The organism is Paraburkholderia fungorum (assembly GCF_046027215.1).
Taxonomy (GTDB): domain Bacteria; phylum Pseudomonadota; class Gammaproteobacteria; order Burkholderiales; family Burkholderiaceae; genus Paraburkholderia; species Paraburkholderia fungorum_D.
The window spans coordinates 646,120-665,603 of sequence record NZ_JAQQEN010000003.1 but is presented as its reverse complement, the minus strand read 5'-3'; the positions used below and the strand labels follow the sequence as shown (position 1 = coordinate 665,603).

General features: G+C 57.1%; 19 protein-coding genes and 2 pseudogenes. 10 read left to right on the top strand and 11 right to left on the bottom strand.

The features are described from left to right. Window positions 1-225 precede the first annotated feature (225 nt). The 3 genes from PQR27_RS38820 to PQR27_RS38810 are packed head-to-tail and all read left to right on the top strand — an operon-like array spanning window position 226 to window position 3,393. Window positions 226-1,467 (top strand): tyrosine-type recombinase/integrase, encoded by a 1,242-nt coding sequence (locus tag PQR27_RS38820; RefSeq protein ID WP_046564875.1) that lies wholly within the window; start codon window positions 226-228, stop codon window positions 1,465-1,467. Further along, the gene (locus PQR27_RS38815) at window positions 1,464-2,405 is read left to right on the top strand and encodes a tyrosine-type recombinase/integrase (RefSeq protein WP_408522924.1); all 942 of its coding nucleotides are present in this window, start codon (window positions 1,464-1,466) and stop codon (window positions 2,403-2,405) included. The genes PQR27_RS38820 and PQR27_RS38815 overlap by 4 nt, the downstream gene beginning before the upstream one ends. Further along, window positions 2,398-3,393 carry a tyrosine-type recombinase/integrase gene (locus tag PQR27_RS38810; protein ID WP_063500947.1) on the top strand — a complete coding sequence of 332 codons (996 nt, stop codon included), beginning with the start codon at window positions 2,398-2,400 and terminating at the stop codon, window positions 3,391-3,393. Before PQR27_RS38815 ends, PQR27_RS38810 begins: the two co-directional genes overlap by 8 nt. A gap of 176 nt (window positions 3,394-3,569) precedes the next feature. Here PQR27_RS38810 and PQR27_RS38805 read toward each other — a convergent pair whose 3' ends face one another. Then, window positions 3,570-4,169: a hypothetical protein gene (locus tag PQR27_RS38805; protein ID WP_459251669.1), complete on the bottom strand. Its 600-nt coding sequence runs from the start codon at window positions 4,167-4,169 to the stop codon at window positions 3,570-3,572. Window positions 4,170-4,381: 212 nt separating this feature from the next. Between PQR27_RS38805 and PQR27_RS38800 the strand changes: the two genes are divergently transcribed. After that, window positions 4,382-4,651: a hypothetical protein gene (locus PQR27_RS38800; RefSeq protein ID WP_168788274.1), complete on the top strand. Its 270-nt coding sequence runs from the start codon at window positions 4,382-4,384 to the stop codon at window positions 4,649-4,651. Window positions 4,652-4,976: 325 nt separating this feature from the next. Further along, window positions 4,977-5,300 (top strand): annotated as a pseudogene (locus tag PQR27_RS38795) (integrase core domain-containing protein); the annotation flags it as partial. Between the two features lie 480 nt (window positions 5,301-5,780). On the opposite strand, the gene PQR27_RS38790 reads toward PQR27_RS38795, so the two are convergent. The 4 genes from PQR27_RS38790 to PQR27_RS38775 all read right to left on the bottom strand — a co-directional run bounded on the left by PQR27_RS38790 (window position 5,781) and on the right by PQR27_RS38775 (window position 10,704). Then, on the bottom strand, window positions 5,781-6,590 hold the full coding sequence (locus tag PQR27_RS38790) for an SDR family NAD(P)-dependent oxidoreductase (protein ID WP_408528921.1): 810 nt from the start codon (window positions 6,588-6,590) through the stop codon (window positions 5,781-5,783). A gap of 18 nt (window positions 6,591-6,608) precedes the next feature. Continuing rightward, window positions 6,609-8,504, bottom strand: coding sequence for a TRAP transporter large permease (locus PQR27_RS38785; RefSeq protein ID WP_408528920.1), 1,896 nt, complete (start codon window positions 8,502-8,504; stop codon window positions 6,609-6,611). Between the two features lie 3 nt (window positions 8,505-8,507). Next, complete coding sequence (locus tag PQR27_RS38780) at window positions 8,508-9,527, bottom strand: TRAP transporter substrate-binding protein (protein ID WP_408528919.1); 1,020 nt, start codon at window positions 9,525-9,527, stop codon at window positions 8,508-8,510. Between the two features lie 85 nt (window positions 9,528-9,612). Further along, complete coding sequence (locus PQR27_RS38775; protein WP_408528918.1) at window positions 9,613-10,704, bottom strand: sigma-54-dependent Fis family transcriptional regulator; 1,092 nt, start codon at window positions 10,702-10,704, stop codon at window positions 9,613-9,615. Between the two features lie 176 nt (window positions 10,705-10,880). On the opposite strand from PQR27_RS38775, the gene PQR27_RS38770 reads away from it, so the two are divergent. The 3 genes from PQR27_RS38770 (at window position 10,881) to PQR27_RS38760 (ending at window position 12,931) form a co-directional block, all read left to right on the top strand. Next, on the top strand, window positions 10,881-11,780 hold the full coding sequence (locus tag PQR27_RS38770; protein ID WP_408528917.1) for a LysR family transcriptional regulator: 900 nt from the start codon (window positions 10,881-10,883) through the stop codon (window positions 11,778-11,780). Window positions 11,781-12,212: 432 nt separating this feature from the next. After that, window positions 12,213-12,524 carry a PPC domain-containing DNA-binding protein gene (locus PQR27_RS38765; RefSeq protein WP_408528916.1) on the top strand — a complete coding sequence of 104 codons (312 nt, stop codon included), beginning with the start codon at window positions 12,213-12,215 and terminating at the stop codon, window positions 12,522-12,524. 8 nt (window positions 12,525-12,532) lie between these two features. Then, window positions 12,533-12,931 (top strand): PPC domain-containing DNA-binding protein, encoded by a 399-nt coding sequence (locus tag PQR27_RS38760; RefSeq protein WP_408528915.1) that lies wholly within the window; start codon window positions 12,533-12,535, stop codon window positions 12,929-12,931. A 434-nt stretch (window positions 12,932-13,365) separates the two neighbouring features. Here PQR27_RS38760 and PQR27_RS38755 read toward each other — a convergent pair. Further along, window positions 13,366-14,064 (bottom strand): annotated as a pseudogene (locus PQR27_RS38755) (IS6 family transposase). On the opposite strand from PQR27_RS38755, the gene PQR27_RS38750 reads away from it, so the two are divergent. After that, window positions 14,038-14,652 (top strand): hypothetical protein, encoded by a 615-nt coding sequence (locus tag PQR27_RS38750; RefSeq protein ID WP_408528914.1) that lies wholly within the window; start codon window positions 14,038-14,040, stop codon window positions 14,650-14,652. The pseudogene PQR27_RS38755 and the gene PQR27_RS38750 overlap by 27 nt on opposite strands. An 18-nt stretch (window positions 14,653-14,670) precedes the next feature. After that, entirely contained in the window at window positions 14,671-15,216 is a 546-nt protein-coding gene (locus PQR27_RS38745) for a thiamine pyrophosphate-dependent enzyme (RefSeq protein ID WP_408528987.1), read from the top strand. 205 nt (window positions 15,217-15,421) lie between these two features. Here PQR27_RS38745 and PQR27_RS38740 read toward each other — a convergent pair whose 3' ends face one another. The 5 genes from PQR27_RS38740 to PQR27_RS38720 form a co-directional block, all read right to left on the bottom strand. After that, entirely contained in the window at window positions 15,422-16,312 is an 891-nt protein-coding gene (locus tag PQR27_RS38740; RefSeq protein WP_408528913.1) for an alpha/beta fold hydrolase, read from the bottom strand. A 20-nt stretch (window positions 16,313-16,332) separates the two neighbouring features. Then, window positions 16,333-17,652, bottom strand: coding sequence for an MFS transporter (locus tag PQR27_RS38735; protein WP_408528912.1), 1,320 nt, complete (start codon window positions 17,650-17,652; stop codon window positions 16,333-16,335). 60 nt (window positions 17,653-17,712) lie between these two features. Continuing rightward, window positions 17,713-18,060 carry an NAD(P)-binding domain-containing protein gene (locus tag PQR27_RS38730; RefSeq protein WP_408528911.1) on the bottom strand — a complete coding sequence of 116 codons (348 nt, stop codon included), beginning with the start codon at window positions 18,058-18,060 and terminating at the stop codon, window positions 17,713-17,715. A 454-nt stretch (window positions 18,061-18,514) separates the two neighbouring features. Then, window positions 18,515-18,802 (bottom strand): hypothetical protein, encoded by a 288-nt coding sequence (locus PQR27_RS38725; RefSeq protein WP_408528910.1) that lies wholly within the window; start codon window positions 18,800-18,802, stop codon window positions 18,515-18,517. 157 nt (window positions 18,803-18,959) lie between these two features. Beyond that, entirely contained in the window at window positions 18,960-19,484 is a 525-nt protein-coding gene (locus PQR27_RS38720; RefSeq protein ID WP_408528909.1) for a gamma carbonic anhydrase family protein, read from the bottom strand.

Sequence of the window (19,484 nt, the reverse complement as noted above, 5' to 3'; positions counted from 1 at the left end):
AACTTGCGCGCGGCAAAGAAACTCTCGCGTACATATCTGATAGCTCTTTCGACGCGTCCCTTCTCGTTTTTATGGGCTCGAGCCCATAATCACGAGTATGGTGTGGTAAAAAAAATGTCGCGGTGCCTCTTAATGACCCTGTATTGCCTGTCAGGTTGACGCGTCTATGGCGACATAATTTCAGGCTGATACTGATATTCCACTGATCAACATTGGGGGAATATCATGTTTGAGACTCTCTTTACGCGTCCGCATGTTCTTGCTGCCCACACGCTCGCACCCTGCGTGGAATCCAGGAAACGCTTCCTCGTACATTGTCAGGAACTGGGTTATCCGCCTAAGTCGATCCGCAAGATCGCGTGGGTCCTGCTGGTTTTTTCGCAGAGCATGGATCTGTCCCGCCCGCGGTTAATAACGCACGAGGAAATCGCGTTTGCGGTTGACCACCGGATTCGTCTCGTTCGAAGTGAGCGCACGAACGAGTCCCGCAGCTCGCGGCTTCTGTTCATCCATACCGCCACGGCCTGGCTGTGTTTTCTGGGGCGTCTGGAGGAACGGCATCCCACGAGAGAACCATTTGTTTGCTATGTCGAACACTACGTCGATTTCATGCGCGACCAGCGAGGACTCTCTCCTGCTACGATTTCAAACTGTCGTGATGAGATCGGTCATTTTCTGGCGATGGTCTGCCGCCCTGACAGGGCAATTGATGCTCTCACTATCCACGACGTCGACACCTACCTCGCGTACCAGGGCAACCATGGCTGGTCCAGAGTGTCATTGCACGCGCTTGCGAGCACGCTGCGCAATTTCTTCCGGTATGCAGAAGGACAAGGCTGGGCCACCAACGTTGCGTGCGGCATTGAAGCACCCGTGGTGTATAGGGAGGAGGGTTTGCCGCTCGGGCCAGATTGGGATGACGTGCAAAGATTCGTCGCCAGTTTTGTCGGCGACAGTGCGATCGATCTACGCAACCGTGCGATGATCATGCTGCTGGTTGTCTACGGACTGAGGCGCGGCGAGGTGGTACTGCTCCGTCTGGAGGATATAGACTGGTGCGGCGAGATCCTTCATGTCCATCGTCCCAAGCAGCGTTGCACACAGCAATATCCGCTGGTGGCAACAGTTGGGAATGCCATTCTGCGTTACTTGAAGGAGGCGCGTCCACGAAGCGCTCATCGTGAGCTGTTCCTGTCGGTTGAGGCGCCGATCCGACCGTTGTCACCTGCGCGCGTAAGCGACATTGTCCGATCGCGTCTCGCAGTGCTTGGCATCGACATCCCGCGGCGTGGCGCACATTGCCTGAGGCATGCCAATGCCCGGCACTTACTCGATGCTGGTTTTGCCCTGAAGGAGATCGGCGATCATCTCGGCCATCGCAGCGCTTCGTCGACGAGAACCTATGCGAAGGTTGACCTGAGCGGACTGAGGCGTGTGGCCGAAATCGATCTGGGGAGTTTGCTATGACGCTCTCCGAAGTTGTCGCCCAATACGTGAGCCACAAACGGGCGTTGGGCATGCGCTTTGATTCCGAAGCGGCCACGCTTGCCTCATTCTGCCGCCGGGTTGATGGCAACATTGATGTGACGTCGGTCACGCTCAGGCATGTACATGACTTCCTGACTGGCAACAGGCCGCTGACTAACCATTGGCGCAAGAGAAGGTCGGTACTTGACTGCCTGTTTCGTTTTGCCCTCTCGCGTGGGCATGTCTCGGCTTCTCCACTTTCTCCCTACAGTCCGGAATTGCCGCCACCGCTGATACCCTATATCTATTCGCAGCAGGAATTAAAGCACCTGCTCGACGTGGCTCCGGCGGCATGCAGTCCATACGGTCTGCTGGATGCATATGTTTTGCGTGCACTCATTCTGATTCTGTATGGCGCTTGCCTGCGCCATGGCGAAGCCTTGCGGCTAACCATGCAGGACGTCAATCTCGACGAAGCCGTCCTGCATGTGCACGAGAGCAAATTCTATAAATCGAGGCTGGTTCCGCTAGGCGCAGATCTGAATAGTGCGATGCGAACCTATGCCCGGCAACGCAACCAGAGATTTGGGCAGGCACCGGCTGCGCCGTTCTTCTGTTTCCGCGATGGTCGCCCTGTGACCCAGAAAGCTGTGTGCAAGGCCTTTCAGCGACAGCGCGCCCTGGCAAACATCCAACGCGAAGGCTGTGCGTCCTGCCAGCCGAGGCTGCATGATTTGCGGCACTCAGGCGCAGTGCACCGGCTAATCGCCTGGTATCGCGGTGGCGTGGAGTTGCAACTGTTGTTACCGCAACTGGCCACCTATCTCGGCCACATCGATCTCGCGAGCACCCAGCGCTACCTCACTCTGACGCCCGAGTTGCTGAATGAAGCGGGCACGCGCTTTGAAACTTACTTCCTTGAGGTGCATCATGAATAACTCATCTCTGCTGGGTCCGTGGATCCGGCGGTTCCTGATCGAGTATCTGGTGGGCGAACGTAACCTTGCCATCAATACGCAAAAAAGTTACCGCGACATGCTCATGCTGTTGCTTCCGTATCTGGCCGCCAAGGTCGACAAACGGATCGACCGCCTGAGCGTTGATGATCTCTCCGCGCAAATGGTCCGCCTGTTCCTGACGCACATGGAAGAACAGCGCCACTGTATGGTCAGCACACGAAATCAGCGGCTCGGCGGCATCCATGCGCTGGCTCGTTTCATCGGCGAACATGCACCGGAATACGTCGAATGGTGGGCACAGATTCATCTGATTCCCGTCAAGAGAACCAGTCGGCCGGAGATCAGCTACCTTAGCAGGCAGGAAATGGACGCCCTGCTCGCAGCCTCTGACATGAATACAGCACAGGGGCAGCGCGAACATGCGTTACTGCTCTTCATGTTTAATTCAGGAGCGCGTGCAAGCGAAGCCGCGCAGCTCAGGATTGGCGACATTGACTGGCACACGCGTTCGGCCAGCATCGTCGGCAAGGGGAACAAACATCGCCGCTGCCCGCTCTGGAAATCCACAATCGAGGCGTTGCGCTCACAGACTGAAGGCAGGGCCGCCGCCGAACCTGTGTTCCTCAACCGGTTCCACCAGACGATGACGCGCTCCGGCATTCATGCTCTGGTGAAGCGCTGCGCTATTCGTGCTGCAGCCAGCGCGCCGTCACTCGCCGGCAAGAATGTGCACCCACATGTGATTCGGCATACAACCGCTTCGCTACTACTGCAGGCCGGTGTCGACATCAATACGATACGCGGCTGGCTTGGGCACGTGTCGTTGGAGACGACCAACATCTATGCCGAGATCAACCTGGAAACAAAGGCGCGGGCGCTGGCGACATGCGAAGTGCAAGGCAATGCCGAAGTACAAAAACAATGGCGTGATCAGCCCGACCTGATGGCCTTCCTCCGCACCCTGTAGCCGAATAATATGTGCTGTTCGATTTCCGCAAAGACGCTGCCTTGGCCTCGTTGGTTATCGACCAGCACATTTTTTTTACCACACCATACTCGTTTCCTCTGGCCACTGCCACGGGACGGGGCTCGAAGCGATGATGAGCGGCGAACGCCAGAAGCGTCGGGTTGAAGCGGATCGCATCACCCTGACGCTCGAGCACAGCGCTCCTGAGATTGTCGTAGAGGAGGATCCTTGGCAATCCCGACCACGCCGCAAACGCGCCGGCGTGGCCCGCCAGGAAGCTGTCCATGCGGGCATCGAGGAAGAAGCGCAGATAGATCTGCCGCGACCACGACAGGACCATGACGAAGGCCATCAGCGGCCGGCGCGCACGCCCGATCTGCAGGTGATCGAAATGGGCCCAAGTCAACCTGGCCTTGCTCTCCGGGCAAGGTGCGCAGCCGCAGATAAGCCTCTGGTGCAGGACGCGGGCGGTGTAACGCGATCAGATGCCGGAAATGATGAAGGTTGCCACGGTAGCCGCGCTCGGTGACCATCGCGTACAGCCGGCTGGCCGTGAGCGACGGAAACCTCTTGAGCGTGTCATGGATAAACGGCAGGTAGGCATCGATCTGCGAAGGTCTGAGCATCCCGCCGACGCGGGGCAGACCGGCCTGCGCCAGCACGCGCTGGACCGTGCCACGGTGCACGTGCAACTGCCGTGCGATGGTGCCGCAGCGCCACTTCTCGACGTGGTAGTAGCGCAGGATTTGCGCCTCGAGTTCAACTCCAATGGTCATGGGTCACTTCCTGTGTAGTAGGTAGTAGTACGAACATCACGGAAGACCCGACGGCGTAGTGGCCCGAGGCGCACGAAGTCCGGACAGACGCAGTGGCAGAAATGGCAACGCTCAGGCACAACTGGGGCGGTGGCGGACACCGCCGCTGTTGCCGCCGACGTCGTCGAAGTCGTTGCCAGTAGAGCATCGGCGGCAGGTACAGCGGAACCCTGATGCGTCACTTTATTCTGGCGGCTGCGATAGCGGCGCATCCGTTCGGCATGCGCGAAGCGGCCGTGACGACTTCGCTGATAGCGCTGGCCGGCCACGCGCATGCTGGCCTGACGGGCGAGCTCAGAACAGTCACCGTCGCAGTAGATCTGGCCGCGGTCGCAACGGCGGCAAACGATGACCTGCGCCCGGCAGCGGGCGCACACAAACAGGCGGCCGGTGGCCGGCATCGGCAATCCCCGTCAATGCCGAAACGCTATCGACGGGACTAATGGACCGTGCCATACTGGACCGGCACCCGTGCCCCATGCGCGTGTGGGGCTCGACATCGGAGTGAACTTGGCGGTTTGAGCCGGTGTCGGGCCTGTTTCTTCGGCGGTATCCCTTCTTCTACCGCATCTCGACCTGAGCGTCACCACTTCCTGAAACGAGCCGCGTCGGGTGCGTCTGCACTCGCCCTACGGGCTCCTTCCGACGCACCCGGTACCGCTTCCTGCTCTTCGCGCCAACCATTCCCAAACCGCTCAGCAGAGCTGGACCATTCCGTATCTCTGATTGACGCCGCCGTTTAGTGTCGGTTTCTCACAGCCGTTCACAGCCGGTGTAATTGTGCATAGCGACCGGGGCAGCCAGTATTGCAGCGGCCTGTTTCAGGACACGTTGAAGGCCTATGGCATGCGTTCGTCGATGAGCCGGCGCGGCGATTGTTGGGATAACGCGCCTACCGAAAGTCTGTGGGGTTCGCTCAAGGTAGCACGTATGCACGGCAGGCACTTTGCCACGCGGCGTGCCGCAATGGACGAGGTAATTGACTGGCTGGGCTTTTACAATGCACGCCGGTTACACTCGACGCTCAACTACGTTAGCCCAATGACTTTCGAGCAGAACTGGTTCGCAGCACAGCAAGGCAAGGCCGCATAACATCCTCGGTTATGGGATTCGTCAAACCGGGGCAAGGTCAGTTGCGTCGCAGCTTCGGCTCCTTGCTACATTAACCAGCCGTCACTGACTACAATCGATGGTCCGGTCGGTGCGGCCTGTTCAAATCTGGTCAAGTTAATGATCGTCCGGGCTATGTCCGAAGCGGCGGTACATTTGCCGCCCGCGGATTTCCGACTGGAGCTTCAGGAATGCTGAGCGCTTTCGCCTGCTCCGGAATCTGCTGCCACCCAGTGGGTAAGAGAGCAAACCCAGCTGATCGCGGTTGGCGTGACGTAACGACTGCCTGCATCGCAGGCAGGTCGATCTCACACGCAATGATGAAGTATTTGCGGATGAAGAACCGAAATGGCGGTCGTCGATATGCTGACCAGCGCATAGGCATTGCAAAGACATTCTTGCAGAATCCATCTGCGTTCCCTTCAATTGTCTTACCGCACTAAAACGACGAACAGGCCCTGTTCAAATTTCAAGTACGCCGGCTGCAATGAATCCGCCATCGACGGCCAGCGTTTGACCCGTAACGTAAGATGCATCCTCTGATGCAAGAAACGAAACAACGCTGGCGATCTCGGCCGGAGCACCGTACCGGCCCATAGGCACAGCCCGAAGATAGTTGTCGCGTGTGACTTGTGAGTGCAGCGTCGCAACCATGGGCGTTTCAATCGGTCCGGGCGCGATTGCATTGGCTGTAATCCCAAACTCAGCGAGCTCGATCGCCGCCTGCCGCGTAAGGCCTATCACCGCCGACTTCGAGGTGCCGTAAGCCGCACGACCGGCGCTTGCACGCAACCCGCTCACAGACGCAATGTTAATGACGCGGCCCCAGCGCTCCTTCTTCATATGCTGTGCTGCTTCCTGAGTCAAAAACATCGGTCCGTTGACGTTGATCTCCATTACCGCACGCCAATGATCGATCGGGTACTCGCAAAAGGCATACGTCTTTGCGATACCGGCGTTGTTCACAAGCACATCGCAGCGACCGAGCTCGGCGGCAATGCTCTCGAACAGCGATGCGATGGACGAGCTGCTCCCGACGTCCACACTCATCGCCAACGCTCGCAACCCCGTGCTACGGCACTTTCGAGCCGTCTCCTCCGCCGCAGGCACGTCTCGATCAGCTACGACGACTGTAAAACCGTCGGTTGCGAGCCGCTCAACAATGGCAGCGCCAATCCCCATCGCGCCTCCGGTTACGAGGGCGACCCTACCGTTGCTCCGTTGGGGCGCATGAGCTACCACGGGCAGATCAACGCAAGTGGTGTCATTCATCAAATGCTCCGTTATCGATTAATAGTTTGGTGTGGCACCAAGAAAGCCGGTGGAAATCCATGGAATGAAGGTAACAAGCACGAGTGCAACGAGAAGCGCAAGCATGTAAGGCCATACACGTCTGCTTACGCCATCAGGAGATACCTTGCCGATTGCACAAGCGGCATAGAAGCCGACGCCAAAGGGCGGGGCGAAGAGGCCCACGCCCATGGCGAGGATCACAACCATCGCGTAATGCACGTCACTAATCTGCATTGCTCTGGCCACCGGAAAAAGAAGCGGTCCAAAGAGCACGATCGCCGGAATACCTTCCAGAACGCTGCCAAGAATCGCAAAGCAAGCGATCGTCACGAGCAAGAAACCGATCGTTCCTCCAGGGACGGATTGCATGAGGGAAACGAGTTGCGACGAAAACCCAGAACGCGTGAGCGCCCACGCCATAGACGTGGCTAGACCGATGATTAGCAAGATGGCGCCTGAAAGCGCGGCCGCATCCACACACATCCCGTAGAGCCGGCGTAATTCAACCGGCTTGCCGCACAAGCGAGCAATGACTGCGGCGACCAACGTGTACGCGACGCCAATTGTCGACACCTCCGTCGCGGTTGCGATACCTTCGATCACTGCCACGCGGATCAGGATGGGGAGCAGCAGAGCGGGCAATGCGATAGCAAACGTACGAAGAATCTGTTTGACAGGTGCCCGCTGATCGTGCGTCGGCTGCTCATGACGTGCCCGTAACCAGCAAACCAAGGCAATCGTCACAGTGGCGACAACCGCCGGCATGAGTCCTCCGACAAACAGAGCGTTGATGGAAACGCCACACACCGCTCCAATGGTGATCAGAACAAGGCTTGGGGGGATAGTCTCTGTCATCGCGCCAGAAACACTGAGGAGCGCCGCCAGTTCCTCCGGGTCGGATCCACGCTTCCGCATCTCAGGGAACAGTGCGGGAGCAACCGCAGCCATATCCGCGGCCTTGGAACCCGAGATGCCGGAGACAAGGAAGATTGCTCCTAGCAGGACGTACTGCAGCCCACCGCGGACGTGGCCAAGGAGTGAGCACATGAAATTGATCAGTGCTCGAGCCATACCACTAAGTTCGAGCATCGCTCCCAGCAGCACGAACACCGGAACGGCCAGCAGAACTAGGTTCGCCATCCCTTCGTCCATTCTGCTCACGACGATCGCAAGCGGCGCATGGGTAACAAGTGCCAAGTAGCTAACTGTAGCGATCCCAAAAGCGAAGGCGATCGGTGTGCCAAGTACAATCGCGCCGCCGACCAAGGCAACAAAGAACACCAGCAGATTTAGGTTGCCCATCGCGATCAACGCAGGCGCGGACACCCAAAGGATCGCTGCGACAATAGCCACTGTCACGATTGCCCATGCCGTACGTCGAAAACTTCCCAAGCTGAACGCCTTTGCCACCGCCAGCAGAAACATCAATGCTGCCCCGAAAGGCAACGCGAAAGCTCGAAGTCCGTCAGGTATATTTAGCGCAGGTGTGGTGATCTCCATTTGCCCTACCGCGTGCTGTCCTGCAGGGAGCATGACCATCGCTACAAAGACGCAGACAATTAGTGACGAGACGCTCTCTGCCCAATCCTGCACGGCCGGGCTCCATCGCTTGACGACAGCTGTCATTTTCATGTGCTCGCCGCGAATGAGCGCTAAAACACTGCCGATCATTGCTAGCCAGCTGAACAGACACGAAGCAAGTTCATCTGACCAGATCAGTGGGGAGTTCAAGGCATAACGCCAGACCACCCCGCAAAGCAGGATCAAAACTTCGGCTGCCAGAAACACTACTGCGAGAACCTCGATGAGACGTACTGCGGTGCGTGCAGCGCTAAAGGAGTGACGATGCTCGGAAAGCGTCGCGTGCGCAGATAGATGTCGAACGGTTTGCATATCTCACCCCAGCGTTCCGGTGTACCTTTCGAGTAGATCCCACGTTTCAGCGCCAAACTTGCTACGCCAATCCGTATAGAACCCAGACAATTTCAGCTGTTTGCGAAATGCATCCGTATCGATTTCATTAAACCTTAGTCCAGCGGAGTCGAGTTTGGCCCGGAGTGTTTTATCAAGCTGCTGGACGTCTTGTCGTTGCTTGACGCCCGCGTCATTGATCGCGTCGGCAACGATTTTTTGAAGCTCATTTGGCAGACGTGAGAATGAGTCTTTATTAGCAAGGAACCAAAACCCATCCCACATGTGGTTGCTCAACGCGCAGAATTTCTGAACCTCGTAAAGCTTCGCCGTGTAAATAATCGATAGAGGATTTTCTTGCCCCTCCACGACGTGAGTTTGCAATGCGGAATAGACCTCGGCGAAATTGACACTTGCCGGGGACGTCCCCAGATCTTTGAACATTGAGGTCCACAAGGGGCTCGGCGGAACTCTTAGCTTCAGGCCTTGCAGATCCTTGGGCTGGTCGACCGGGCGCCTCGATGTGGTGATCTGCCTGAATCCGCCGTTCCAGATCTTCTCGAACGCGAAAATCGACGTAGTTCCGATCTTCGCTCTCACATGTGCGCCGAGGTCACCGTCGAGGGCCTTCCACACCTCATCATAGTTTTTGAAGGCGAAGCCGATGCCGCTGATCTGCGCCGCTGGTACAAAAGTGCCGAGGATCAGTGGTGACAGTGTGAAGAAATCGACGGCTCCTGAGCGAAGTTGAGAAAGCGTATCAGTGTCACTGCCGAGTTGATTACTTGGAAATACCTGAATATCGACGCGCCCCTTTGATTCGGCAAGGACGCGTGATGCCATTTCTTTCGCACGCACGTTCATTGGATGCGTCGCCGGCAGGTTATTGGCGTATCTAAGGGTAAATTCCGCGGCACTGGCTCGCGTTGAAATCAATGACAGCGCAGGTGCGGCTGCCGCAAGTGAAATCCCTTGCAGGAAGGAACGTCTGCTCATCTGATGCATGATTGTCTCCTGAGACCGGCCGGTGTTCCGGCTTTTTCTAAATTGAGGTGGCCGTTAAATCGAGGTGCTCGGAATGACGCGAAGTTCAGCTTGCGATGGCGGGTCCCCCCCAAATTGACAAAGCGCGATTTTCCCGCGCGTTCAGTAAGTCGTGCCCGGCGTCGCGCACGTGCGGGATACCAAGCGATTTCAATTGCCGATACAGTGACGATCGACAGATTCCAAGGTCTTTCGCTGCTGCGGAGATGTTCCAGCGCTTGTTAGCCAGAACCTCAAGAACCCGGTCGCGTTGGTCTGGCTTAACGCAATCGTCGATCTGGGAAAGGGTCTGTCCTATGCGTTGCCGTGTGGCCGAGAATGCGCGCACGTTCATCAACTCGCGGGGGAGATCTTCGACGCGGATTGTCGAATCCTTCATGACCGCACACGCGTAGCGAAGGGCGGCTCGGAGCTGCCTAAGATTGCCGGGCCACTCGCATGACATCAGAACGCCGAGAGCATCGTCCTCGAAGGTCACTTGGTCGACGTGGTCGTCCGCTTCCTCGTTAGTGATGCGCTCAATCAGTTTCACTAGGTCACTACGTTCCCGAAGTGCGGGCAGGCGCAGGACGCCCACCGCGATCCGATAAAATAAATCGGCCCGGAAACGACCGTCCTCCACAAGAAGGCTGAGGTCTTGATGCGTTGCACAGATCAGTTGGAAATTGATCGCAGTTGGCGATGCAGCACCGAGCGGTGTGACCTCGCGTTCGGATAACGCTCTCAGCAACCGTGTTTGCTGCGCCGCAGGCATATCGCCAATCTCGTCGAGAAGCAGCGTGCCGCCGTTCGCTTGAATCAGCTTCCCTTTCATACCAGCAGTCAGCGCGCCGGAAAAGGCCCCTCGCGTATAACCGAACAGCTCACTTTCAATCAAGGTATCAGGAATCGACGCACAATTTAGCGCTACGAAGGCTGCATCGCGTCGAGTGCTGTAAGCATGTAGCGCTCGCGCCAACAATTCCTTCCCGGTTCCGGTTTCGCCGAGGATAAGTACCGGAATGCCCCGATCTACGAAACGTTTTCCTCTCTCGATAACCTCGATCGTGACCGCGTCGTTGACGTTGAGCTCTTCGAGTCGCGGATAAGGATTATTCCGCATGCTCGAATCACAGTGAGTTGCTAGATGAGCGCTCACGTCTATCTCCATCGAATATTTTTCGAACGTCGGGCCGCCGCGACTGGCAGTGAACCGGAGCCGTCAACGGCTTGTGACCGCGTGCGGGTGGTGCCGCTGTGAATACAGGTTAATGTCGCCCACTGATATTTTCCAATACAATAATAGTCACACTGTAATACCATGAAGGTATAAATATGGAATTGCGCCATCTCCAGTACTTCGTCGTCTTGGCCGAGACGCTTCATTTCGGTCGTGCAGCGGAGCTTCTGCACATCTCGCAGCCGCCTCTGTCCAGGCAGATTGCGTTGCTGGAAGAGGAGTTGGGTGTCGTACTCTTCGATAGAACACGCCGCAGCGTCCGACTGTCTGCAGCGGGGGAGAGATTTTTTCTTGATGCGAAGGAGATTCTTACCTCTGTGCAACGGGCAAAGCGCAATGCCTTGACAGCGAGCCTTGGACACATCGGCACGTTGTCCGTTGGCTTTATGTTTTCCGCCACCTATAGCGTTGTCCCGGCCATTACGCGCGCCTACACCTCCACCTACCCTGAGGTAGATCTACAGCTCACGGAGTCGATACCTGCCCTGCTGGTCGAAGATATCAGGGCAAGCAATTCCGACGTCGGAATCATGTACCCGCCCGAAGACACCGAAGGGCTAGAAACCCGAACGGTCTTTCGGGAACCGCTTGTGGTAGCCCTTCCGGCCGATCACCCCCTGTCCCGCCACCCCACCATTGAGGCCTCTGAGTTGCGCAGGGAGTCTTTTCTCATATCGCCGCGCCGCGCGGCCCCCTACATCTATGACGCGATCGTCTCACATTGCAAGCAATGCGGGTTCGCACCCAAGATACGACTCGAAACCAACTATCAGCAAACCATCGTGAACCTCGTCGGGCAAGGACTCGGAGTCGCGCTGGTTCATCGGTCAATGAAGAGCGCTCGCCCGTCGAACGTGAAGTTCAGGACGCTCGCCAATCCCCCGATCGTCGACCTGAATGTCAGTTGGAATCAGGAGAATCACAACCCTTGCATTGAGACCTTTGTCGCAGTCGCAAATCAGATATCGAATGAACTCGCAAACGCAGCCGGATAAGCGACAGTTGTCCATCCGCGAGCGACACATGTCGCACTGCGAGGCGCGTGGGCACAAGAGAAAGTCGTGGCGACAGCGACCGCAGACCGGCGCGGGCCCGCGTGGATAGGGACGTACTGCAGATTGGCATTCTTCTTGCGTCTTGACGGAGACTACAATCTCGAGGCAGGAATCATGCATCAAGCGGCACACAAGTCTGAGCGAGTTTCCGCGACGCGCGCTCGGGCCAAGCGATTCACACACCCCGGAACAGCTTGCGACCCCCGCGTTGTCGACGTGACGACGACAACGGGAATGCGCGACCTTCGTATCTCGCTCCCGGCACTAGCGAGTGTGGGACCAGCCTTGCACCGCGTCCTTGACGCTTATCCGCAAAGGGGTGGTTGCGGCAGAATCGTCTATGGCCTGTGTAGCACGATCCAGTACCACGTCATGACGAAGGCGACACAAGGCGTCAAGCCTTTCGTCTATGGGGCCCCGATCGTTTGTGCGGATGAATGCACATTGATCACCGCGGCCATCACCATCGGCCATCGCGGTGATGGAACGCGCATCCTACATTGCCACGGCGGCTTCCTCGACAGCAGTGGCAATCAGCACGGCGGTCACATCATTCTCGATGAGACAGTCGTGGCAGACAGTCCAATGATCGTGAGGCTCTGCCTATTCGAACAGGTGGATCTCGTTGCCTCACCCGATCACGAGACGACCTTTGATCTTTTACTTCCAATTAAGGTACGGTGAAATCTACTATGGATACCGATGTCGTTGTTGAGTCTGGACATTATGGACGACTTGTGGTTGCGCGTCTTAAACCCAATGAGGATCTGATTGAATCGCTCGAAAACAAATGCCTTGAGCATGGGATTGGTCGAGCAATCATCCGTGGTGTCGTGGGAAGTCTCATTGACGCATCCTTGGAGCGCGGATATGGAAATACAACCTGCGAGCAGCCGATTTCTGGGCCGGGGGTCGAGATCTTGAGCGTATTTGGCGAAATCGATTTGAGGGACCGGGGTTCCCCGAATACCGTACTGAGCGGAGTCGTCGCTGACACCAAAGGACAGATGTTCGCCGGACGCTTCAGACGAGGTGCGAATCTTTCGTTCATAACGATTGAAGCATCGCTGCAAGAATGGATCTCTGATTGAGACGAGAACGGGGGCGCACGGAAACTCGCACGTCGACACCCGCCTAGTGCAATTTCTTCAAATAACGGAATGATACTGCACAGACCCACCGCGAAGCGTAACGCGAGCACGTGTAACGCGTCGGAGAAAGTCATCACAAGCGCTTCACGCATCATCAGATGCATGCAGCATCTCCAAGCCAGCTCCGGCCGGGTCCAGGGTGTCGCCCGCAACCGGCGCCAGGCGTGCGGTCCGTGCGTATAGCAACGGCTTGATAAGCGGACGTCCTACTGTCACGTGTGTTCGGCAAGCTAATCGTAATGGAGGTTCGGACGATCGCTGGGCATCGTGCTCGCGACAGCGATAGCTATCGCGACGCCGAGGTTGCGCATCAGTGTTCTGAAAAATAATAGTTATCCTTAATAGATAACTTTCTCGGATGCGGCAGTGAAAGTTCAGCCATTCCATGTGGCGAAGCGTTCCCGGAGTGCGGCACGATGACATGCCGCGTTCATTTGATGTCTGGGAAACGCGAAGTGCTGCCGGATGGGGCCGAAGCATGAGAGAAGCGCATGCGTTCGACGCGCATTACGAAAACCGCACATCCGGCGTTCGCGCCTGCGTGTCGGCTGGTGGGTGTTCTCGGCGCGGTTGTTTACGCGTGCAGCCGCTTTGACGACGACGTGCTTCACATGAGCGAGCAGGGGAGTATCGGCCTCAGCCGCCGGATAGCTGCGCAGCTGGTCGGTAACGATCTTGCGCGACACCGGGTTTGAACGCAGGACCCTCCGGAAGAAGCGCTTTGCCGTGGCCTTATCGCGCCGCTTTTGCACCAGTTTGTCAAGTTCAACACCGTGCTCGTCAACCGCTCGCTACAACAGATACGGCTCGCCGCGCAACGTCACGAACATCTCGTCCAGATGCCATGTGCTGCCCAGCTTGGGCCGCGCCGTTTGGGCGCACCGGGTGAATCCAGCGCCGAATTTGTCGCACCAGCAACGGATCGTTTCGTGCGTGACCACGACACCTCGCTCGAGCAACAACTTCTCGACGTCGCGCAGGCTCAGGCTGAACCGAACATACCATCGAACCGTGCAACTGATGACGTCGGCAGGGAAGCGGCGTCCGTGATAAAGCGCTTTTGTCTTCTTCATCACTTCATTCTACTGCCGCCTCACCATCAACCTTACAGAGCCCGCGTGCGTCGATCATCGAGCTCGCGCGAAAGGAGGGCGCAGCATATAGCGCGGCATCTGCGCGACGCGAAGAAGAGGGTCGTTCTGGCAGACTTTCGTGCGGCACGATGGGAGTGCGGATCTAAAATCGAGCAGCTGATTCACATTGGAGGCCTTCCCAGCGCCATCATGATGTCCGGCAAGAGCGTGATCGACGAGACGCTGCCGGGATTTCTGGGTACATATGCAGGTGCGGCGAGCGAACCCGGTGTGCGCGAAGCCGTCGAGTCGGCTGACGCGCTCATCGCTGTCGGGACCTTCTTTTTCGATTTGGGGACCGCGGGGTTCAGCCACAAGATCGACCCCAGACGATTCATTGACATCCAGCCGTTCAGTGCGAGCGTTGCTGGCGTCCGTTACCCGGACGTGCCCATGGCGTGTGCACTCGAGTGTGTGATCGAAGAGATTCGCCACCTTGACACCCGACCGACGTCGTTCCCGGCTGTGGGCAGGAAAACACCAGTATCCGTAGGCGCTGATGAACCACTGACCCAGACCAACTTCTAGCCGGTTGTTCAAGCGTTCATTCGTACCGGAGACCTCATTGTTGCGGAGCAGGGTACGTCATACTTTGGCGCGGCTCCGGTTGCACTGCCCACGGATGTCAAGTTCATAGCGCAACCGCTGTGGGCGTCAATCGGCTACACGATTCGCGCTACCTTTGGCGCGCAACTGGCAGTGCCCGAGCGGCGTACGCTCTTGCTGGTCCGTGACGGATCCGTGTTGCTGACAGTGCGGGAACTGGGCCCCATGCTGCGATATGACTTGAAGCCGATCATCATCTTGCTCAACAACAGTGGCTATACCGTTGAGCGTGCGCTCCACGGTGCGACTCAGAAATACAACGACATTGCCACGTGGGACTGGCAGCTCATTGCGAAGGCGATGGGCCGAGGCAAGGAATCGTTGGCGCTCCAAGCAGCAACAAGCGGTGAACTGGTCACGGCTCTGGAGCAAGCGGCGGCAGCAAACTGCTTCACGATCGTAGAAGTACATTTGCCCGTGTTTGACGTGCCCCCGCTTCTTACCGCCGTTGCGGACGCCGTTGCAGAAAAAAACGCAGGCAACTGATTTTGGTCTGCGACTTCAGCAGTACGCAAATACGCAGGGCGGCGACTTGACAGCTTGTACGTGTCCTTTGCAAGCTGCTACCCCGATCGAAGAGTGCCACACTTCATCGGTCGGGCGTCCGAAGTGGATATTAGCTTGACGGGACTGGATCCGACCCGTCGTGCCTCTCCGAAGGTATAGCGCCGCAAGGGCACTTGACGATAAATCAGGTGAGATGTTCTCGTGAGATTTCCGACTCCCGCTCGGTGGTCACTTGACAAAACCCGTCGATCAAGTGTGCAAGTTCCGCCGGCTGCTCCTCCGGTATCCAGTGCCCTGCGTCTTCTATGATTGCGCCTGTAACGTTGTCCGCCATCCTCCGCGCGGACTCGGCCACCTGCGCGCCGCGACCCCAAGACTTCCCACCGCCAATCGCCAGGACGGGGATATCCGGGCGATAGTGCAACGCGCGGGACGAGTTATCTTCAACGTCCTGGCCCACCGCACGATAGTACTCAAACCCTGCGTGCAAAACTGAGGCCCTGCGATACGAACGAAGGTATTCCTCGATTTCCTCGCTACCAATCGCGTCTTTTCTGGCGCCATAGTTCCTGTAGAACCAGCGAAGATAGATTTCCTCCCTACCGGCTATCAACTCTTCCGGAAGGTCGATCGTATTGTGAAAAGCGTGATGCCATCTTGCCCCGCCCTGACTGATGTTCGGACTACCGTCACCCGGAATCGCAATGTCCACGAGCGTCAACGTTTTTGCGTGCCCTGGGTGATGTGCGGCAACGGCCCACGCAACGCCACCACCCCAATCATGGCCGACCAGATTAAACTTGCCTAGCCCAAGGTGCCCATGGGTCAGTTCAACGATGTCTGCCGCGACTGAGCGCTTGTCGTAGCGCTCAGTCTTTGAAAGTGAAGCACCGAGCCCCGTTAAATCGGGTGCGACTATACGGTACCTGTTCGCTAGCAAGGGGATCAGCCGTCGCCAGCAGTACCATGTTTGTGGCCAACCGTGCAGTAAAACTAAGGGCTCTCCTTCGCCGGCCGTCACGAAATGCAATCGGGCGTTTGATAAGTCTGCAGTATGGTGTTCGATTTGTTCCATTGTTACCTCTTGTAACCTCGTCAATTCCCCGACGTTTCGGGACAGAAAAATACTGAAGCAAGCGTAAGCAGCGCCGTCGCCAGAATCATGCACGAGACGGCAAATGGACCTCCGAAAGATTGCATCAAGGAAGCGGCGGCTAGCGGCAATAGTCCGCCAATAGCGCCCGTCACCTGGTACGCAAGCGAAGCAGCGCTATACCGTACTTCGGGTGGGAAGAGTTCCGGTAGAAAAGCGCCCTGCACACCATAAGCTACCGCCCAAAACGCAAGCCCGACACTGATGGCAACGACAGTCCAGAATGACGAGCCAGTGCTGATCAGGGGAAAAACGACCATGGACCACACCCCCATACCGATGGAAGCGATCACGTACATTGGTCGGCGACCGAACCTGTCGGAAAGACGGCCTGAGCACAACAGGATAGGCAGCGCAACAGCGGATCCGATGATCGTCCCACAAAGACCGGCAGATGCGGTAAGGTGCTGCGTAGCAACGAACGCAAGACAAATTGTCGTAAATAGGTAGTAGCCACCAAAAATTACCGACGTTGTTCCGATTGCAAGAAGCAGGCGCGTCCGGTGATTCTTGAAGGTCTCGTAAACCGGGGAGTTAGCGACTTTGCGCTTACGCTTCAACTCCTCAAAAACAGGCGTCTCCTCCACTCCTCTTCGCATATACCATCCGATTGCGAGCAGGAGAGCACCGACTGCAAAAGGCAGTCGCCAGCCCCAAGCTAGAAAGTCGTCTGTTGACATCGAGGCGACAGTGACAAGTACGACTGCGTTCGCGAGTAGCGTGCCCGCCGGCGAGCCGAGCTGAGCAAAGCTCGAAGAATAGCCGCGTCGATTATTGGCAGAGTGTTCTCCGATCAGAAGCACAGCGCCTCCCCATTCGCCTCCGACCGCGATACCTTGGACGAGCCTAAGCAGGACGAGAATAATAGGCGCCATCGCGCCGATTTGTCGATAAGTTGGCAACAGCGCAATGCCAACCGTTGACATACCCATCAACGTTAGCGTGATCTGTAAGGTGATTTTACGGCCCAGACGATCGCCGACGTGACCAAAGATAGCTGCGCCGACTGGTCGAGCGAGAAATCCTGCGGCAAACGTCCCCAGGGCGAGCAACAGGCCGGTGCCGGACGAGCTCGAGGGAAAGAACACCTTGTTAAACACGAGCGCGGAAATTGTTCCGTAGACGATGAAATCGTAAAACTCGAGCGCATTGCCGAGGGCCGAGGCGAAAATTATCTTGAACGACTTAGCACTTCTGCCCCGAATGATGGCGTGGGGAAGTCCGACTGATTGCGGGTTATTTGATGCCTGTTCGGTATTCAATTTCGTCTCCTTTCATCTGTTGATTTTGGCCAACAAGTTCCGCGTGCCGTGAAGTGCAGCTCAAACCTTCAATTGACGGTAACGGCCTGGATCGAGCTTGCCCGGAATGTAAAGCACACAGCCATGGAGATCGTGCTGCGATTTCGCCTGGCAGTTCCAATGGCCAGCGAACAGGCCATTGGAGGTGACGCCTCCAGAGTCACCGAGGTCCACCAGCTTGATCGCCACGTCGTATTGAGCGCTGAACTGCGCAGGTGCATCGCAACCCTTACCGCCGTGCTCTACGAAGGCCGCGACTGACACCGCGCGAACGTCGCATCCACATACTTCGAAGCCCACCTTAATGAGATTTCTTGCCACACCCTGTCTCATCGCATTGATCCCGATGAAGCCAATCCATCTGTCCATGTTCTGTCTGCTGCCGCGATGGGCCGTGGCGTGCTCCTGGTTCAATCTGTTGTCGGCGAGCCCCGGGATGAAACCGTCATTTCTGAGTGGGCAACAACTTTGGAGCTACACGTCACCTCCATTCACTCGCCGGGTTCGTTCTAGCCAGACACAGTACCGGCTCATTGATTATGGTCCGTATAATGGACCTTATATAAGATTACGTGATGCGATGCACTCATATTAGGTTGGAGAGATCGGCAGGAGAAGCGTATTTGGCAATATTCAGGGTTAACTATGGCGCCATAATATGGACCACAAATTAGAATCGGAGGTGGCGTGATGAGGCTGTAGCTGGGGTGCAGGCTGTATCTCGCCGGCGGGGAGTGCCGACGGGCGCAAACGGATGAGGCGGGCCGTGCGTAGCGAGCCCCTTCACCGACCGGCGCAGGCGACGCTTGAGGACCTCACGCAGTTATGCCATCGAACGGCAGAAGGGCAGTGGAGTTACTACGGATCGTTCTATGGGTTGGTCGGTGAAATGCGAAGGGAAAAGCCCGAGGCGATCGAACAACGAATCAAAGCGGCTCTTCAACCCGAACAGCGCGATCGCGCGAATATGAGTCGCGTAACTGCTGTAGCGGCGGGTCGCCGCCTCATCGGTCAGGGTGTGCTTCTTGCCGACGATAGCGTACAGGTTCGCAATCAACGCGTCGGCCACGTCGGCAGGGCTAGCCGCCAGTGGCACGCAAACTTCAGACATCAAATTTTCCTCTCAAAACGTTAAAGCCGACTCGATCGACTTCGTCTAGCGTTTTGGCGGTAATCAAGTATGAGTTTCTAGTCACCGATCGACATCGGGCCGCAGGGCAGCGGATCCCGTGTCGAGGTAGTCAGTAATCGTCGAGGCGATGAGCGGCCTAGTCGATTCGTTCCAGGTCTTTCGAATAGTTCACGCCGCGTTCACGGTAGTCGATGGCGTTTGCGCGCAATTTTGCAATAACCTCATCCGTTAGCTCGCGCAGCAACTTTGCGGGTGCACCGATAATCAGGCTTCGCGCGGGGAAGGACTTTCCTTCCCCGATCAAAGCGCCAGCCCCGACCAGGCAATCCGAGCCGACCATCGCGCCGTTCAACACAACTGCCTGAATGCCGATGAGACAGTTTTGCCCGATCGTGCACCCGTGCAGCATTGCTTGATGGCCGATGGAAACACCCTCACCTATGACTACTGGAAAGCCAGGGTCCCCATGAATGACCGCACCGTCTTGCACGTTAGCGTCGCGCCGGATTGTGATCTTTTCGTTGTCGCCCCGAATCACTGCTCCGGGCCAGATGGACGCGCCTTCTTCTATCTCGACGTTCCCAATGACCACTGCTTCCTCGGACACGTACGCGCCGTGATGGATTACGGGCCGTTGCGATCCTATTCGGTAGACGGCCAT

Bases quoted from the DNA above. Each gene is read 5' to 3' on its own strand.
- PQR27_RS38720 (WP_408528909.1), bottom strand. From the start codon at position 19,484: ATGGCCGTCTACCGAATAGGATCGCAACGGCCCGTAATCCATCACGGC.
- PQR27_RS38790 (WP_408528921.1), bottom strand. From the start codon at position 6,590: ATGAATGACACCACTTGCGTTGATCTGCCCGTGGTAGCTCATGCGCCC.
- PQR27_RS38805 (WP_459251669.1), bottom strand. From the start codon at position 4,169: ATGACCATTGGAGTTGAACTCGAGGCGCAAATCCTGCGCTACTACCAC.
- PQR27_RS38760 (WP_408528915.1), top strand. From the start codon at position 12,533: ATGGATACCGATGTCGTTGTTGAGTCTGGACATTATGGACGACTTGTG.
- PQR27_RS38770 (WP_408528917.1), top strand. From the start codon at position 10,881: ATGGAATTGCGCCATCTCCAGTACTTCGTCGTCTTGGCCGAGACGCTT.
- PQR27_RS38730 (WP_408528911.1), bottom strand. From the start codon at position 18,060: ATGGACAGATGGATTGGCTTCATCGGGATCAATGCGATGAGACAGGGT.
- PQR27_RS38815 (WP_408522924.1), top strand. From the start codon at position 1,464: ATGACGCTCTCCGAAGTTGTCGCCCAATACGTGAGCCACAAACGGGCG.
- PQR27_RS38800 (WP_168788274.1), top strand. From the start codon at position 4,382: ATGCGTCACTTTATTCTGGCGGCTGCGATAGCGGCGCATCCGTTCGGC.
- PQR27_RS38820 (WP_046564875.1), top strand. From the start codon at position 226: ATGTTTGAGACTCTCTTTACGCGTCCGCATGTTCTTGCTGCCCACACG.
- PQR27_RS38785 (WP_408528920.1), bottom strand. From the start codon at position 8,504: ATGCAAACCGTTCGACATCTATCTGCGCACGCGACGCTTTCCGAGCAT.
- PQR27_RS38765 (WP_408528916.1), top strand. From the start codon at position 12,213: ATGACGAAGGCGACACAAGGCGTCAAGCCTTTCGTCTATGGGGCCCCG.
- PQR27_RS38740 (WP_408528913.1), bottom strand. From the start codon at position 16,312: ATGGAACAAATCGAACACCATACTGCAGACTTATCAAACGCCCGATTG.
- PQR27_RS38810 (WP_063500947.1), top strand. From the start codon at position 2,398: ATGAATAACTCATCTCTGCTGGGTCCGTGGATCCGGCGGTTCCTGATC.
- PQR27_RS38725 (WP_408528910.1), bottom strand. From the start codon at position 18,802: ATGTCTGAAGTTTGCGTGCCACTGGCGGCTAGCCCTGCCGACGTGGCC.
- PQR27_RS38780 (WP_408528919.1), bottom strand. From the start codon at position 9,527: ATGCATCAGATGAGCAGACGTTCCTTCCTGCAAGGGATTTCACTTGCG.